The organism is Caballeronia sp. dw_19, assembly GCF_018449515.1.
Taxonomy (GTDB): domain Bacteria; phylum Pseudomonadota; class Gammaproteobacteria; order Burkholderiales; family Burkholderiaceae; genus Caballeronia.
In genome coordinates this window covers 52887-67782 of record NZ_JAAVUQ010000030.1, presented here as the reverse complement: position 1 = coordinate 67782, position 14896 = coordinate 52887, and the positions used below count along the sequence as shown (strand labels likewise).

At 60.4% G+C, this 14896-nt stretch carries 14 protein-coding genes; 7 read left to right on the top strand and 7 right to left on the bottom strand.

Annotated features, from left to right (window positions below; genetic code table 11):
• Window positions 1-15 precede the first annotated feature (15 nt).
• The 3 genes from ftsZ (at window position 16) to lpxC (ending at window position 3262) form a co-directional block, all read left to right on the top strand.
• The gene (ftsZ, locus tag HB376_RS30105; RefSeq protein ID WP_213767326.1) at window positions 16-1209 is read left to right on the top strand and encodes a cell division protein FtsZ; all 1194 of its coding nucleotides are present in this window, start codon (window positions 16-18) and stop codon (window positions 1207-1209) included.
• A gap of 265 nt (window positions 1210-1474) precedes the next feature.
• On the top strand, window positions 1475-1978 hold the full coding sequence (locus HB376_RS30100) for a peroxiredoxin (protein ID WP_165092595.1): 504 nt from the start codon (window positions 1475-1477) through the stop codon (window positions 1976-1978).
• Between the two features lie 366 nt (window positions 1979-2344).
• Window positions 2345-3262, top strand: coding sequence for a UDP-3-O-acyl-N-acetylglucosamine deacetylase (gene lpxC / locus HB376_RS30095; protein ID WP_213767325.1), 918 nt, complete (start codon window positions 2345-2347; stop codon window positions 3260-3262).
• Window positions 3263-3310: 48 nt separating this feature from the next.
• Here lpxC and HB376_RS30090 read toward each other — a convergent pair whose 3' ends face one another.
• Complete coding sequence (locus tag HB376_RS30090) at window positions 3311-3802, bottom strand: DciA family protein (RefSeq protein ID WP_213767324.1); 492 nt, start codon at window positions 3800-3802, stop codon at window positions 3311-3313.
• A 261-nt stretch (window positions 3803-4063) separates the two neighbouring features.
• Here HB376_RS30090 and secA point away from each other — a divergent pair, with 261 nt between their 5' ends.
• The 4 genes from secA (at window position 4064) to HB376_RS30070 (ending at window position 9633) form a co-directional block, all read left to right on the top strand.
• The gene (gene secA / locus HB376_RS30085; protein ID WP_213767323.1) at window positions 4064-6874 is read left to right on the top strand and encodes a preprotein translocase subunit SecA; all 2811 of its coding nucleotides are present in this window, start codon (window positions 4064-4066) and stop codon (window positions 6872-6874) included.
• Between the two features lie 202 nt (window positions 6875-7076).
• Window positions 7077-8318 carry a bifunctional glutamate N-acetyltransferase/amino-acid acetyltransferase ArgJ gene (argJ, locus tag HB376_RS30080; RefSeq protein WP_213767322.1) on the top strand — a complete coding sequence of 414 codons (1242 nt, stop codon included), beginning with the start codon at window positions 7077-7079 and terminating at the stop codon, window positions 8316-8318.
• Window positions 8319-8329: 11 nt separating this feature from the next.
• Window positions 8330-9193 (top strand): ATP-binding protein, encoded by an 864-nt coding sequence (locus tag HB376_RS30075; RefSeq protein ID WP_213767321.1) that lies wholly within the window; start codon window positions 8330-8332, stop codon window positions 9191-9193.
• The gene (locus HB376_RS30070) at window positions 9190-9633 is read left to right on the top strand and encodes an NUDIX domain-containing protein (protein WP_213767320.1); all 444 of its coding nucleotides are present in this window, start codon (window positions 9190-9192) and stop codon (window positions 9631-9633) included. Before HB376_RS30075 ends, HB376_RS30070 begins: the two co-directional genes overlap by 4 nt.
• A gap of 19 nt (window positions 9634-9652) precedes the next feature.
• On the opposite strand, the gene yacG is transcribed toward HB376_RS30070, so the two are convergent.
• The 6 genes from yacG to HB376_RS30040 form a co-directional block, all read right to left on the bottom strand.
• Window positions 9653-9844 carry a DNA gyrase inhibitor YacG gene (yacG, locus tag HB376_RS30065; protein WP_213767319.1) on the bottom strand — a complete coding sequence of 64 codons (192 nt, stop codon included), beginning with the start codon at window positions 9842-9844 and terminating at the stop codon, window positions 9653-9655.
• Window positions 9845-9900: 56 nt separating this feature from the next.
• Window positions 9901-10656 carry a cell division protein ZapD gene (gene zapD / locus HB376_RS30060; protein WP_031360708.1) on the bottom strand — a complete coding sequence of 252 codons (756 nt, stop codon included), beginning with the start codon at window positions 10654-10656 and terminating at the stop codon, window positions 9901-9903.
• Window positions 10657-10812: 156 nt separating this feature from the next.
• Window positions 10813-11460, bottom strand: a complete 648-nt coding sequence (coaE, locus tag HB376_RS30055) for a dephospho-CoA kinase (protein ID WP_213767318.1) — start codon at window positions 11458-11460, stop codon at window positions 10813-10815.
• Window positions 11461-11485: 25 nt separating this feature from the next.
• Entirely contained in the window at window positions 11486-12397 is a 912-nt protein-coding gene (locus tag HB376_RS30050) for an A24 family peptidase (RefSeq protein ID WP_213767317.1), read from the bottom strand.
• A gap of 39 nt (window positions 12398-12436) precedes the next feature.
• Window positions 12437-13642 carry a type II secretion system F family protein gene (locus tag HB376_RS30045; RefSeq protein ID WP_213767316.1) on the bottom strand — a complete coding sequence of 402 codons (1206 nt, stop codon included), beginning with the start codon at window positions 13640-13642 and terminating at the stop codon, window positions 12437-12439.
• Between the two features lie 8 nt (window positions 13643-13650).
• Window positions 13651-14865 carry an ATPase, T2SS/T4P/T4SS family gene (locus HB376_RS30040; RefSeq protein ID WP_213767315.1) on the bottom strand — a complete coding sequence of 405 codons (1215 nt, stop codon included), beginning with the start codon at window positions 14863-14865 and terminating at the stop codon, window positions 13651-13653.
• Between the last annotated feature and the right edge of the window lie 31 nt (window positions 14866-14896).

Here is a 14896-nt window from a genome sequence, read left to right as displayed (position 1 = left end):
CTTGACGGAGGCAATATGGATTTCGAAATGCTGGAAACGGAAACCAACGGAACGATCATCAAGGTCGTTGGTGTTGGTGGTGCAGGCGGAAACGCGGTGCAGCACATGATCAACCGCGGGGTCCAGGGCGTGGACTTCATCGTGATGAATACGGATGCGCAGGCGCTCGCGCGTTCGCGTGCTACCCAGGTGATCCAGTTGGGCAACACGGGTCTGGGAGCGGGTGCGAAGCCGGACATGGGCAAGGCCGCAGCGGAAGATGCGCGTGAGCGTATTGCCGATGCATTGCGCGGCGCGCACATGGTGTTCATCACCGCAGGCATGGGTGGCGGCACGGGTACGGGAGCCGCGCCAGTCGTGGCTCAGATCGCCAAGGAAATGGGTATTTTGACCGTAGGTGTGGTCAGCAAGCCGTTCGAGTTTGAAGGCGGCCGCCGCATGCGCGTGGCTGAAGCGGGATCGCAGCAACTGGAGGATCACGTCGACTCGCTGATCGTCGTTCTCAACGACAAGCTGTTCGAGGTGATGGGCGATGACGCTGAGATGGACAAGTGCTTCCAGTGCGCTGATGACGTGTTGAACAACGCTGTTGCCGGCATCGCGGAAATCATCAACGTCGACGGGCTGGTGAACGTCGACTTCGAAGACGTGAAGACGGTGATGGGCGAGCAAGGCAAGGCAATGATGGGCACGGCGACGGTCGCCGGTGTCGATCGTGCGCGCCTGGCTGCTGAACAAGCCGTGGCAAGTCCGCTGCTGGAAGGCGTGGACCTGTCAGGGGCACGTGGCGTGCTGGTGAACATTACGTCGAGCCGTTCGCTGCGCCTGTCGGAAACGCGTGAAGTGATGAACACGATCAAGTCGTATGCAGCAGAAGACGCGACCGTGATCTTCGGCGCCGTGTATGACGACGCCATGGGCGACGCCTTGCGCGTGACCGTGGTGGCAACGGGCCTTGGCCGTGCAGCGAAGAAGCAACAAGCTGCACCGATGACCCTGCTGAAAACAGGCACGGACAACGTAGCGTTCGCGCACGCACAGCACAGCTACGCGCCGCAGCAATCGAACGGTACGGATTACGGCGCGCTGGAAGCGCCGGCTGTGTGGCGTCAGACGCGTGAAACAGCGGCTTCGCACGTGCAGGCGCTGCAGGAAAAGGGCGTCGATACGTACGACATTCCGGCGTTCTTGCGCAAGCAGGCAGACTGATGATGCTTGCCGGGGCGGCTGGTTTTAGTTGTTTTATTTAAGCGCCCGTTGGCAAAAGTCTCAGGCGACGATTGTTCTGCCTCGTTCTCAGGCCGCGTCTTCTGGACGCTGGACTGTGGCCGAGTGACCGCCTCGATTGCGTTCATCATCGTCTATATTGGGATGAGATCGATACGTTAAGCGGCGGCGGAACGAGCTTCTGATGTGATGAATCAAGATGCAAATCGCTGGCGTGACCAGCACTGACTCAGTGAAAGGCCGATCCATGATCAAGACAGGTGAAACGCTGCCCGACGAACGCCTCTTCGAATTTATCGATGTGGCGACGGAGGGCTGCGCCGTGGGACCGAACGGTTTCTCGGTGCGCGAGCGGACGGCGGGCAAGCGCGTGGTGATCTTCGGATTGCCGGGCGCGTTCACGCCCACCTGTTCCGCCAGGCACGTGCCAGGTTTTATCGACAACGCAGAGAAGCTGGCTGCGGCGGGTATCGATGAAATCTGGTGTGTCTCCGTCAACGACGCGTTCGTGATGAACGCGTGGGGACGCGATCTTCAAACCTCGGGCAAGGTGAAGATGATCGCCGACGGCAGCGCACGTTTTACCCGAGCACTCGGCCTGGAGCAGGATTTGTCGGAGCGTGGCATGGGAATTCGCTCCCAGCGTTACGCAATGGTGGTCGAGGACAGCGTGGTCAAGACGCTGAATCTCGAAGCACCCGGCAAGTTTGAAGTTAGTAGCGCTGAGAGCGTACTGGCGACGTTGGGCTGATGTTTGAAGCAATGTTGAGCTGATGTCGCGCTCATTTCAGGGCCTTAAGCCAGACGATATGTTGCATTCGTGCGACATAAAATGACGTTTGGACGGCCTCTTGAAATATGCCGCAACAAAGTCGCAACAAAGCCGTAACGCGGTGCCGATGTCCGGGAATGCCTCCATTCCGGTCATCGGCCCGACCCTCCTCGCTTTCGCGTGGCACAGCACCCGATGTGCTGCCATTACCCGGTAACCTGGAGAAACAAGTTGCAAGGCTCCTCCCGGGACGACGCGAGGCGATTGGAGTATACTTCGCGCTATTGAATACAAATTCACGATTGATTCTCTCAATCGAGAGTCACAATCGAAGCGAAAAAAATTATGTTGAAGCAGCGAACCATTAAAACCATCGTCAAAACCGTCGGGATCGGCCTGCATTCGGGTCGTAAGGTGGATTTGACGCTTCGGCCCGCGCCGGCCAATACCGGTATTGTCTTTGCGCGTATCGACCTGCCTGTGGCGGTGGACATTCCCGTGTCGGCCATGGCTATCGGCGACACGCGCCTGGCTTCGGTCTTGCAGAAGGACGGCGCGCGCGTTTCGACTATCGAACATTTGATGTCGGCATGTGCGGGACTGGGTATCGACAATCTGTATGTCGATGTCACGGCTGAAGAAATTCCGATTATGGATGGCAGCGCTGCTTCGTTCGTGTTTCTGATTCAATCGGCGGGTATTGAAGAGCAGAACGCGGCAAAGAAATTTATCAAGGTGACGAAGCCGGTTGAAATCCGCGACGGCGATAAATTCGCGCGCCTTGAGCCGTATTTCGGCTTCAAACTGAAATTCACCATTGATTTCCGCCATCCGGCTGTCGATAAAACCGGACAGGCGCTTGAAGTGGATTTTGCGAATACGTCCTATGTCCGGGATATTGCCCGGGCACGGACGTTTGGTTTTGCGCATGAAGTGGAAATGATGCGTGAACTCGGCTTGGCACGGGGCGGCAGTATGGATAACGCCATCGTGCTGGACGAATACCGCATTCTGAATAACGACGGTTTGCGTTACGAAGACGAGTTTGTGAAGCACAAGATGCTGGATGCGATTGGCGATTTGTATGTCATTGGTCATCCTCTGCTGGCGTCGTATGCCGCGTATAAAGGCGGTCACGCATTGAATAACATGTTGTTGCGTGAGTTACTGGCGCACGAAGACGCATATGAAATTGTCACGTTCGAGGATAAGCAAGCGGCGCCGCGCGGTTTCGCTTTCGATACTCAAACGGCGTTCGCATAAGGTATTTAGCAAGTCAGAATGAAATGAGCGGCTGCTTTCGAGCGCCGCTCATTTTTTTTGTGTTTTCGCGTGATGACGCGCGGCCATTTTAGCGAGCGCTTCCTGAAGCGGCGACGGCTCAAGCGTTTCGGCGAGTGTTTGCAACGCGTCGGCCCCGGCGGCAGACATGCGCGCTTGTTTGGGCGGCACGACATCTTTCATCGCTTGCGGCCGGACGCGAATCTTCAGCGCATTGACCGCCCAGCCGCGTTGCTGCAAATCCACTAAAAGACGCGGCTCGATATGCCGGAGGCGGGCGGCGAGCGCGTTATGGCCGGCGAAAAGGGCCAATACGCCGTCTTTAATGAAACCCGGTTCCACGTTGGATCCAAGATAATCGGGCAGCAGCGCCACCAGATCGCGTTGCAGCGCCGTCACCTGTTCAACGCCGGCGCGCAATGCGAGAAACTCGCTGGTGCGCCCGAGCACCTCCGTCAGCGCCTGCGGCTTGCGGGGATCGAAGCGTGGCGGAGGCCTTGAATTCGGCGGAAATCGGCTCATTTTTCAATCTGTGGGGCTGGCGGCGATGCGCCAATTGTAACGCTGCGCACCCTGTGACATGGCGGCGCGCTTGCCGGTTTGAACCGCTCTGACGTGCCGCCGGGCCGATGTACCACAAACGATGTGCACGCAAGCTCTATCGGAGGCGCGTGCTAAAATCCCCGATTCGATTTCACCCATGGACTTAAGCCGCCGAGGTTCCCCGAACCGGGACGCACCCAGCGCGCTCTAAGCCAATACCGCGACGCAGACACTGATCCGATGACCACCGGTTTCCTCCAAAAGTTTTTTGGCAGTCGCAACCAGCGCCTAGTCAAGCAGTACCAAAAGACCGTTGCGGCGATCAATGCTTTCGAGCCGACGATCGAGCAGTACACGGACAAGCAACTGCGCGCGAAGACCGACGAGTTCCGTCAGCGCGTGGCGAGCGGCGAGTCGCTCGACCGGTTGCTGCCCGAAGCGTTCGCGGTGTGCCGCGAGGCCAGCAAGCGCGTGCTGAAGATGCGTCACTTCGACGTCCAGTTGATCGGCGGCATGGTGCTGCATTACGGCAAGATCGCGGAAATGCGCACGGGCGAGGGCAAGACGCTCGTCGCTACGCTGGCTGCGTATCTGAACGCGTTGTCCGGGCGCGGCGTGCATGTGGTCACGGTGAACGATTACCTCGCGCAACGCGACGCCGAGTGGATGGGCAAGCTCTACAACTTCCTCGGGTTGTCGTGGGGTATCAACCTCTCGCAGATGGAACATGCGCAGAAGCAGGAAGCCTATGCCGCGGACATCACGTACGGCACGAACAACGAGTTCGGCTTCGACTATCTGCGCGACAACATGGTCTACGAGACCCACGCGCGCGTGCAGCGTCCGCTGAATTTCGCGGTGGTCGACGAAGTGGACTCGATTCTTATCGACGAAGCGCGTACGCCGCTCATTATTTCCGGCCAAGCCGAAGATCACACTGAACTCTACGTGCGCATGAACGCGCTGCCGCCGCTGCTCGAGCAGCAGATCGGCGAAGAGAAGGCGGACGGCACGGGTGTCGAGAAAGTGGGCGACTACACGCTCGACGAAAAAGCGCGTCAGGTTTTCCTGACCGAACAAGGTCACGAAAAGGCCGAGCGCCTGCTGGCCGAGTGGGGTCTGATCGGTGAAGGCGAAAGCCTTTATGCGGCGCAAAACATCACGCTGATGCACCACGTGTACGCTGCGTTGCGCGCGCACACGCTGTTTTTCCGTGACCAGCATTACGTCGTTCAGGGCAACGAAGTCGTGATCGTCGACGAGTTCACCGGCCGCATGATGACCGGCCGGCGCTGGTCGGACGGCCTGCATCAGGCCGTGGAAGCGAAGGAACACGTCAAGATCCAGAACGAGAACCAGACGCTTGCGTCCATCACGTTCCAGAACTTCTTCCGCATGTATTCGAAGCTGTCCGGCATGACCGGCACGGCGGACACCGAAGCGTACGAATTCAACGAGATCTACGGCCTGGAAACGGTCGTGATCCCGACGAACCGGCCGCCGAAGCGGATCGACAAGCAGGATCAGATCTACAAGACGGCGAAGGAACGCTACGACGCCGTGACACGCGATATTCGCGATTGCGTCGAGCGCGGGCAGCCGGTGCTGGTGGGTACGACGTCCATCGAGGCGTCGGAGTTGCTGTCCGGCCTGCTCACGCAAGCGGGCCTCAAGCACGAAGTGTTGAACGCGAAGCAGCACGCACGCGAAGCGGCGATTGTCGCGGAAGCCGGGCGGCCGGCCGCGGTCACCATTGCGACGAACATGGCCGGTCGCGGTACGGACATCGTGCTGGGCGGCAATGTCGAGAAGCAGTCGTCGTTTATCGAAGCGGACGAATCGCTCTCCGACGAAGAAAAACAACGCCGCATCAAGCATCTCGAAGACGAATGGCAAGCGCTGCACGACCGCGTGAAGGCATCGGGCGGGCTGCATATCATTGGTACGGAACGGCACGAGTCGCGTCGTATCGACAATCAATTGCGCGGCCGTGCCGGACGTCAGGGCGATCCGGGTTCATCGCGGTTTTATCTGTCGCTCGACGACCCGCTGTTGCGGATTTTCGCCGGCGACCGCGTGCGCTCGATCATGGACCGCCTGAAGATGCCGGAAGGCGAGGCGATCGAGGCGGGGATTGTCACGCGTTCGATCGAGTCGGCGCAGCGCAAGGTGGAAGCGCGTAACTTCGATATTCGCAAGCAATTGCTCGAATACGACGACGTATCGAACGATCAGCGCAAGGTGATCTACCAGCAGCGCAACGAATTGCTCGAAGCAACCGACGTGGCCGAGACCATCACCGCCATGCGCCAGAGCGTGATCACCGAGGTGACGCGCACCTACATTCCGGCGGGCAGCATTGAAGAGCAATGGAGCGCTCCGGAACTGGAAGAAGTGCTGCGCAACGAATGGTCACTCGATCTCGCCGTTCAGGAGATGATCAACGAGTCGAATTCCATCGACGCCGACGAGATTCTGGAAGCCGTGGTTTCCGCCGCCGATGAAAGCTACGAAGCAAAGGTCGCACTGGTCGGACGTGAATCGTTCAGCGCATTCGAGCGTTCGATCATGCTGCAGACGCTCGACAGCCGCTGGCGTGAGCATCTGGCTGCGCTGGATCATCTGCGTCAGGGTATCCATCTGCGCGGTTATGCGCAGAAAAATCCGAAGCAGGAATACAAGCGCGAGGCGTTCGAACTGTTCGCCGCCATGCTCGATTCGGTGAAGCAGGAAGTCACGCGGGTCGTGATGAACGTGCAGGTCCAGTCGCCGGAACAGCTGGAAGAAGCCGCCGAACAGTACGAAGAGAAGGGCAGCCATCTGGACAATGTATCGTTCCAGCACGCCGACTTCGAGGAAGGCGGCGCGGCTGCGGCAGCCGTTGCGGCCGACGCCACCACGCAGATGGTCAATCAGGCGATGGGGTACGGCGACGACACCACGGTCGCCACCCGCGTGGCGGCGGACGATGTGCCGAAGGTCGGACGTAACGACCCGTGCCCGTGCGGCAGCGGCAAGAAGTACAAAAACTGTCACGGCAAGCTCGCATAATCGACGGTTGAAGAGCCGTAGCGAGTAACAAGAAAGAAGCATTGGAGACAGGCGACGCAGCAATGCGTCGTTTGTCTTTGGCAAATTGGTTTTGGTATCGCCGGACGTCCGTCTTTCAAACAAGTCAGGCTCCGTTCCTTTCATCTCCGTGCCGTTGCGCTTTCTGAGCACCGGCACTCGCCACTTTCAGCGAGTCGCGAACATGGCCGTCAATTTCCCCTCGATCGATCCCGCCCACCTGTTTCCCGTCGCCGGCGTCACGCTAGGCTGGGCCGAGGCGAACATTCGAAAACCGAATCGCAAGGATGTGCTCGTCATTCAGATCGAAGAAGGCGCGACGGTCGGCGGTGTGTTTACGCAAAACCGTTTCTGCGCGGCGCCCGTGACGGTGTGTCGCGAGCATCTCGACGCAGTGCGTGCGGGCGGCAAGGGCATTCGTGCACTTGTGGTGAACACCGGCAATGCGAATGCTGGAACCGGCGAGCCGGGCATGGCGCACACGCGTGAAACGTGTGAGGCGCTGGCCGCGCTGCTGGACCTTGAAGCCACGCAGATCCTGCCATTTTCCACGGGCGTGATTCTTGAGCCGCTGCCTGTTGATCGTTTGAAAGCAGGTTTGCCTGCTGCGCTGGCGAACCAAAAGCCCGCGCACTGGTACGATGCTGCGCAAACCATCATGACCACGGATACATTGCCGAAGGCTGCATCGCGTCAGGTTCAGATCGATGGCCACACGGTCACGCTGTCGGGTATCAGCAAGGGCGCGGGCATGATCCGGCCGAACATGGCGACCATGCTCGGTTTTCTCGCCTGCGATGCCGCTGTCACGCAACCGGTGCTCGATACCCTGATCAAGCACGTTGCCGATCGCTCGTTCAACTGCATCACCATTGACGGCGATACCTCGACGAACGATTCGTTCATCGTGATCGCTTCGGGCAAGTCGTCGCTGCCGTTGATTACATCGACGGACTCCCCCGCCTATGTCGCGTTGCGCGATGCCGTGACATCGGTGGCGCAGGAGCTGGCGCAACTGATCGTGCGCGATGGCGAGGGCGCGACCAAGTTCATGACGGTGACGGTGGAAGGCGGCACGAGCGAAGCCGAATGCCGCCTGATCGCGTATGCAATCGGCCATTCGCCGCTCGTCAAGACCGCCTTCTACGCGTCCGATCCCAACCTGGGCCGGATTCTCGCGGCTATCGGTTATGCGGGCGTGGCAGATCTCGACGTGAACAAGATCGATCTATACCTCGATGATGTCCTTGTCGCGAAGAACGGTGGCCGTAATCCTGAGTATCGCGAGGAAGACGGTCAGCGCGTGATGAAGAAAAGCGAGATCGCGATCCGCGTGCTGCTAGGCCGCGGTCAAGCGGACGCCACCATCTGGACGTGCGATCTCTCGCACGATTACGTCAGCATCAACGCCGATTACCGCTCCTGATCTTAAATCTCATGGATAAACTCGAACAATTTCTGACCCGTGCCGAAGCTGTCCTGGCGCGCGTAGAAGGGATGTTGCCGCCGGCTCCGCCGGAAATCGACTGGAATAGCGCCGTGGCATTTCGCTGGCGCAAGCGTCAGGGACGCGGTTTCCTGCAGCCGGTACCGAACCTGTCGCCATTGTCGCTCGACGATCTTTGCAATATCGAGCGCCAGAAGGGGCTTATCGAGCAGAACACGCGGCAGTTCGTGCGCAAGTCTCCAGCGAACAACGTGTTGCTGACTGGCGCGCGCGGGACCGGCAAGTCATCGCTGATCAAGGCATGCCTGAACGCGTACCACACGGAAGGGCTGCGTCTGATCGAAGTCGATAAAGACGATCTCCACGATCTTGGCGATATCGTCGACCTGATTTCCGCGCGGCCGGAACGGTTCATCGTTTTCTGCGACGACCTCTCGTTCGAAGAAGGCGAGTCGGGCTACAAGGCGCTGAAAGTGGCGCTGGACGGCTCGATCTCCGCTCAATCAGACAACGTGCTGATTTACGCGACGTCGAACCGGCGCCATTTGTTGCCCGAATACATGAGCGACAACGAGACCTACAAACACACGTCCGACGGCGAAATTCATCCCGGCGAAGTGGTTGAAGAGAAGATTTCGCTGTCCGAGCGATTCGGCCTGTGGGTGAGTTTTTACCCGTTCAAGCAGGACGATTATCTGACGATCGTCGGCCACTGGCTGAAGCATTTCGGCTGCCAGGCAGAAGAGATTGCCGGGGCTCGCGGCGACGCCCTCGTGTGGGCGTTGGAACGCGGCTCGCGCTCGGGACGGGTGGCGTGGCAATTCGCCCGCGACTGGTCGGGCCGCAAGGCATGACGGCTTCTACTTCTACTTCGAGCGTTTTAAACACGGCGCCCGATGGACGCAAGGTGACGGACGTCGCGGTCGGCGTGCTCGTGCAACCGGACGGTCGCTATCTGCTGGCTCAGCGCCCGGAAGGCAAACCGTATGAAGGTTACTGGGAGTTTCCCGGCGGCAAGCTGGAAGCGGGGGAAAGCGTTGAAGCAGCGCTCACGCGGGAATTGCATGAGGAATTGGGTATCGAGGTGACCGGTTGCGAGCGCTGGCGGACACTCGAGCACGATTACCCCCACGCGTACGTGCGGCTCTATTTCTGCAAGGTGACCGCGTGGAATGGTGAGCCGGCCGGACGCGAAGGCCAGGCGTTATCCTGGCAGCATCTTCCCGCCGATGTCACGCCGTTGTTGCCCGCGGCCATTCCTGTACTGGAGTGGCTCGCGGCGGAAGCGGTTTAGAGCTTTGTTTTGCTGCGGCCTAGTTCAGGCCGCTATGCGAGTCTTCATCGGGCGGCGTGTCTTGCTCACTGCCGCCGATCTTGTACTTCTCGGTCGCCCAGGCACCGAGATCGATCTGCTTGCAACGGTCTGAACAAAACGGACGAAAGCGGCTTTCGGGAACCCAGCGGACGTCCTTCTCGCAAGTCGGGCATTTAACGATAGTGGTCATTCTGCAGAGCGGATTGAAAGAGGTTGAGTTCAGTAAATGGGGTTTCTAAGCCCAACTTAAAGACTGCATAACGTCAGGTGGAACGGGATGTCGGCGTCTACCGCACGTGGCCTCAGATCGCCGTCCTGCACTGTAAAGCGTACCCATAGCATGTACTTGTTCGCACTCGCCTCGGGAATCAGGCGCGTGTCGGACGGCACTCGTACCTGCATCAATTGATAAGTTCGACCCGAAAGCATCTGCTGATAGCTGCCTTGCATGGCCATGACTTTCGACGCCTGGCCCGATTCTCGTGCGAGACGCAGCACGATAGTAGCGGCGTCGCGCAACGGCAGCATGGGCGTGACCCATTTCGCGATGTCCCCGCGGCGCTCCTCGGCAGGATTTTGTTGCCACGCGAAGTACGACGGCAGATCGAAGCGGCAGGTTCCACCTGGAATGATCGTACGGCTGCGAATGCTCGCAAGCCATTCGTTATCGGCCAGATGCTGACCCGTCTTGCCCTGCATCTGGCCGAGGCCGGCCAATGTCTGCTCGATTTCGCCCAGCACTGATTCCAACGCATCCTGCTCGATACCGGGATTGCCGCGGAACGGCGCCAGTGTCTGGCGTTGCCGCTCCAGCTCCTTCATCAGGTCCGCTTTCAGATCCGTGCGGCCGGCGACTTCGGCGATCTCGAACAACGTGGTCAGTGCTGCGTGATGTTCGCGCGGGTCTTCTTGAGTCAGAAAGAAGGTGAAACGCTCGAAAAGGTCTTCGAGACGCAGCAGCGTTCTGATTCGCTCGTTGAAGGGGTACTCGTAAAGGATCAAGCGCGCTCGCCTCGGCGTTGGTCGAAAGGTTCGATGGCAGAAAGTGAGGACATTCTAATGCCGCATCAAACTCACGGCAAATCCGCACGTTTAATCACATTTGGCGCGCATTTTCAGCGCCGTTCGTGAGGAGTTCGAACGCGTTGCATGCACTTGCTAGGTACGCGGTTTGCTCCCCGGTTTGCTCTGCAGTTTGTCCGTCTCCGAGGCCATTGCCAGATAGCGCACGTGCAAGGCGTCCACCTCGCGCTGCAGCGTTTCCAGCGTGGCGGCAGAGTCGTTGACGACGACGTCGTCGGCGGCCGCCAGGCGCGCTTCACGCTTGGCCTGACGCGCGATGATGGCGAGCACCTGATCGCGTGTGAAGCCGTTGCGCCGGATCACGCGCTCGATTTGCGTGTCTACCGGGCAGTCGACCACGAGAATCCGCTCCACCTTGCTCGCACGTTCGCCCGCTTCAATCAGCAACGGCACCACGACGATGTGATAAGCCCCTTGCGCCGCATTGCGTTGGCGCTCGCTTTCGGCGCGGATCAGTGGATGCGTGATCGATTCGAGTTGAGCTTTGGCGGCGTTATCGGAGAAAACGCGGGTGCGCATTTTTGCGCGATCCAGCGAACCGTCGGCGGCAACGTATTCCGGGCCGAACCCGCTTTCGATCAGCGGCATTGCGACGCCACCCGGCGCGGTAATCTGGTGCGCGATCAGGTCTGTATCGATAACGGGTACGCCGCGCGCGGCAAACATGTCCGCCACCGTGGTCTTGCCGCTGCCGATCCCGCCGGTCAAGCCGATGCTGAACATCGTTCAACTCCCTTTTCGTTTCGTTTTATCCGCCGAACACCGCGTAAAGCGGCGTGCCGAAAAATAACGTAATCACGCCGCCTGCTGCGAGAAACGGCCCGAACGGCAGCGGTTCTTCAAAGCGCATCTTGCCAATACCGGTTGCCGCCAGTCCGAAGATCGCGCCCATCAGCGCCGACACCAGCACTACCTGCGGCAGCGCCTGCCAGCCGAGCCACGCGCCAAGCGCGCCGAGCAGCTTGAAGTCGCCGTAACCCATGCCTTCCACGCCGCGTACGAGCCTGAACAGCCAATACACGCACCAGAGAAACAGATAACCCGCGATCGCACCGATAACCGCCTCCTGCAGCGGGACGAATGCAGTGTCGCCGAGATTGACGATCAGGCCGGCCCACAGCAGCGGCAAGGTCAGCGTGTCAGGCAGATAGCGGGTGTCGAAGTCGATCAGGCTCGCAGCCAGCAGCGTCGCGCACAAACCGAACGCCGCGAGCGCGATCAGCGTGGGTCCGAACGCAAACAGCGATAGCGAGGCAAACAGCGCCGTGGCCAGTTCGGTCAGCGGATAACGTGCGCTTACGCGTGCGTTGCATTTCGCGCAACGGCCGCGCAGCAGCACGTAACTCACGACCGGGATATTTTCCCACGGCCGCAACACGTGGCCGCAATGCGGGCAGGCGCTGCGTGGTACGGCGAGATTGTAGCGGGCGGGCAGCGCGTCTTTATGCGCGTCGTCCTCGTTGCTGATGGCGTTCTCGGCCTTCCACGCGCGTTCCAGCATGATCGGCAGGCGGTGCACGACGACCGTCAGAAAGCTGCCGATTACCAGCCCGAAGACGATCGCGAAACCATACTGCGCCGCGAGCGGCAAAGCGCCGAACGCGGAACCGTAAGCGTCGAGATAGCGGCCTGAAAACTCCGCCTGATACAAAGGCTGCATGACTGTCCTGGGTTGAATTCGGCTGCGATCCTACACCACCTACACCACATTCCCGAGCTGAACGATCGGAAGATACATGGCGACGACGAGACCGCCAACCAATGCGCCGAGTACCACGATCACAACCGGCTCGCACAGGCTCGCGAATGCGCTGGTCTGTTCGTCCACCTGACGGTCGCCCAGTGTAGCGAGATCGAGCAGCATCGCGTCGAGCGAACCGGATTCCTCGGCCACGGCGATAGGCTGCACCACATCCGGCGGAAAGCAGCCGACCGCACGCATGGCGGCGGCGAGCCGCTCGCCATGTCGAAGCCGCCTGGCAATTTCGACGGTGGCGGTATCGAAGATACGGTTGCCCGTGGCGCTCGCCAAGGAATCGAATGCATCCGATAACGGTGTGCCCGCCGCCAGTAATGTGCCGAGCGCGCGGCTCCAGCGTGCTACCGCCAACGCTCGCAGGAGGGATCCGGCGAGCGGCAGCTTCAGCATGGCGCGGTCAAACGCGCTTCTCGCTGCGGGGACTCGTCGTAGAAGTCGCTTGAACGCGATGCCGGACACCACGCAAAAGAGCGCGAACGGTCCGCACCAGCGCGCGACGCCATCCGATAACGCGAGCACGAACAAAGTGGGTGCCGGCAATTTAGCGCCGAAACCATCGAAGATGGTCTTGAAGGTCGGCACCACGCCAACCAGCAATCCTGCGGTAATGGCAAGCGACAACAACAGCACCGCGACCGGATAGGTCAGCGCGGCACGCAGTTTCGCCCGTTGAGCGCCTGCTCGTTCGCGGTCTTCGGCGAGCCGCGCGAGCACGACCGGCAACGCGCCGGCCACTTCGCCGACGGCAACCAGCTGGCAATACAGCGTGTTGAAACAGGCGGGATGACGCGCCAGCGCTTCCGAAAATGCAATGCCCTGCGTGATATCCCGTGCAACCGATCCCACGATGCGTGGCAGGCCACCGCGCGAAGGGGTATCGGCGATGAGATCCAGAGACGGCGCAAGCGGCAAGCCGGCGCGCAGCAAGCCGGCGAGTTGCCGCGTGAACAGCGTGACGTCGGCAGCGCGGGCTTTTGGGGGTGGCGCCGAACCGAGCGCAGTGAGTTCCAGCACCGTGACGCCGCCGCGCTTTAGCGCCGCGCGCGCACGGGTTGAATCCGCGGCGATTGTCTTGCCGCGCTTGTCCGCACCGTTTGCGTCAATGCCTCGCCAGCCAAAGCGCGTATCGAAAGACAGTGGGCTCATGTTCACGTTCACGTAAGCTCCGTCGCGTCGGCGGCTTCCGCTACGCTCGTCATGCCTTCGCGTACGCGTGCGAACGCGGCGTCGCGCAGGCTTGGCATGCCCTCGCTTTGTGCCTGCCGCGTGACGGCGTGCGTGGCGGTGCGCGCGACGATCAGTTCGCGCAACGTGTCGGAGATGGGCATCAGTTGATGCACGCCCACCCGGCCGCGATAACCAATGCCATGGCACGCGGCACAGCCACGGGGCTCGAACGGTTTGAAGCCCGGCTCGAACTCCAGGTCTGAAGGTCGCCGACAAGCGTCGCAAAGCCGCCGCACCAGCCGTTGCGCTGTAACAAGCCTCAGCGCCGACGCCAGGTTGTAGGGCGCAATGCCAATATCGATCAATCGTGCGATGGCTGCGGGTGCGTCGTTGGTATGCAGCGTGGAGAGTACGAGATGGCCCGTTTGCGCAGCCTTCACGGCCACGTCGGCGGTTTCGGCGTCGCGGATTTCACCGACCATGATCACGTCCGGGTCTTGTCGCATGAACGCGCGCAGCGCGACCGCGAAAGTGAGGCCCGCTTTGTCGCGGACACTGACCTGATTGATACCGGCAAGCTGGATTTCGGCGGGATCTTCGACGGAACAGACGTTGCGTGACTCCGCGTTGAGCATCTGCAAAAAGCAATATAGCGACAGGGTTTTGCCGCTGCCGGTGGGGCCGGTGACCAGCACGAGTCCGTGGGGCGCGTGGATCGCGGCTTGCACCGTCTTCTGCTGGTCGGGGGCAAGCCCCAGCGCCGCCAGCGACAGATCCGCCGGCAGTGACTCCAGGCGGCGCAACACGAGTTTTTCACCGAATAGGACCGGCAGCGAATTCACGCGATAGTCTTCCGGATTTCCGTTAGCCAACGGCAATCGCAAACGTCCGTCCTGCGGTACGCGCCGCTCGGCAATGTCCATGCGCGCCAGCACTTTGATCCGCGTGATGAAAGCGTCACGCAAATGCGGCGGCGGCTTGAGAAAGACATGCAACGCACCATCAATACGTAAGCGGATGCGCCACTCGTGCTCGCCCGGTTCGACGTGAATATCGGACGCTCCGCGTGCGGCTGCTTCGCGCAGGGTATCGGTGAGCAACGCAACGGCGGGCGCATTGTCGGCGTCAGGGATTGCATCGGCCGGGCGAGCAGATAGCTGCGGCGGCGGCCGTGAAAACGTAACTGGGAAAGAGGATGGCATCGGCATGGCTCGGTGAACGGAATGCCCCGAT

Bases quoted from the DNA above. Each gene is read 5' to 3' on its own strand.
- ftsZ (WP_213767326.1), top strand. From the start codon at position 16: ATGGATTTCGAAATGCTGGAAACGGAAACCAACGGAACGATCATCAAG.
- HB376_RS30100 (WP_165092595.1), top strand. From the start codon at position 1,475: ATGATCAAGACAGGTGAAACGCTGCCCGACGAACGCCTCTTCGAATTT.
- lpxC (WP_213767325.1), top strand. From the start codon at position 2,345: ATGTTGAAGCAGCGAACCATTAAAACCATCGTCAAAACCGTCGGGATC.
- HB376_RS30090 (WP_213767324.1), bottom strand. From the start codon at position 3,802: ATGAGCCGATTTCCGCCGAATTCAAGGCCTCCGCCACGCTTCGATCCC.
- secA (WP_213767323.1), top strand. From the start codon at position 4,064: ATGACCACCGGTTTCCTCCAAAAGTTTTTTGGCAGTCGCAACCAGCGC.
- argJ (WP_213767322.1), top strand. From the start codon at position 7,077: ATGGCCGTCAATTTCCCCTCGATCGATCCCGCCCACCTGTTTCCCGTC.
- HB376_RS30075 (WP_213767321.1), top strand. From the start codon at position 8,330: ATGGATAAACTCGAACAATTTCTGACCCGTGCCGAAGCTGTCCTGGCG.
- HB376_RS30070 (WP_213767320.1), top strand. From the start codon at position 9,190: ATGACGGCTTCTACTTCTACTTCGAGCGTTTTAAACACGGCGCCCGAT.
- yacG (WP_213767319.1), bottom strand. From the start codon at position 9,844: ATGACCACTATCGTTAAATGCCCGACTTGCGAGAAGGACGTCCGCTGG.
- coaE (WP_213767318.1), bottom strand. From the start codon at position 11,460: ATGTTCAGCATCGGCTTGACCGGCGGGATCGGCAGCGGCAAGACCACG.
- HB376_RS30050 (WP_213767317.1), bottom strand. From the start codon at position 12,397: ATGCAGCCTTTGTATCAGGCGGAGTTTTCAGGCCGCTATCTCGACGCT.
- HB376_RS30045 (WP_213767316.1), bottom strand. From the start codon at position 13,642: ATGAGCCCACTGTCTTTCGATACGCGCTTTGGCTGGCGAGGCATTGAC.
- HB376_RS30040 (WP_213767315.1), bottom strand. From the start codon at position 14,865: ATGCCATCCTCTTTCCCAGTTACGTTTTCACGGCCGCCGCCGCAGCTA.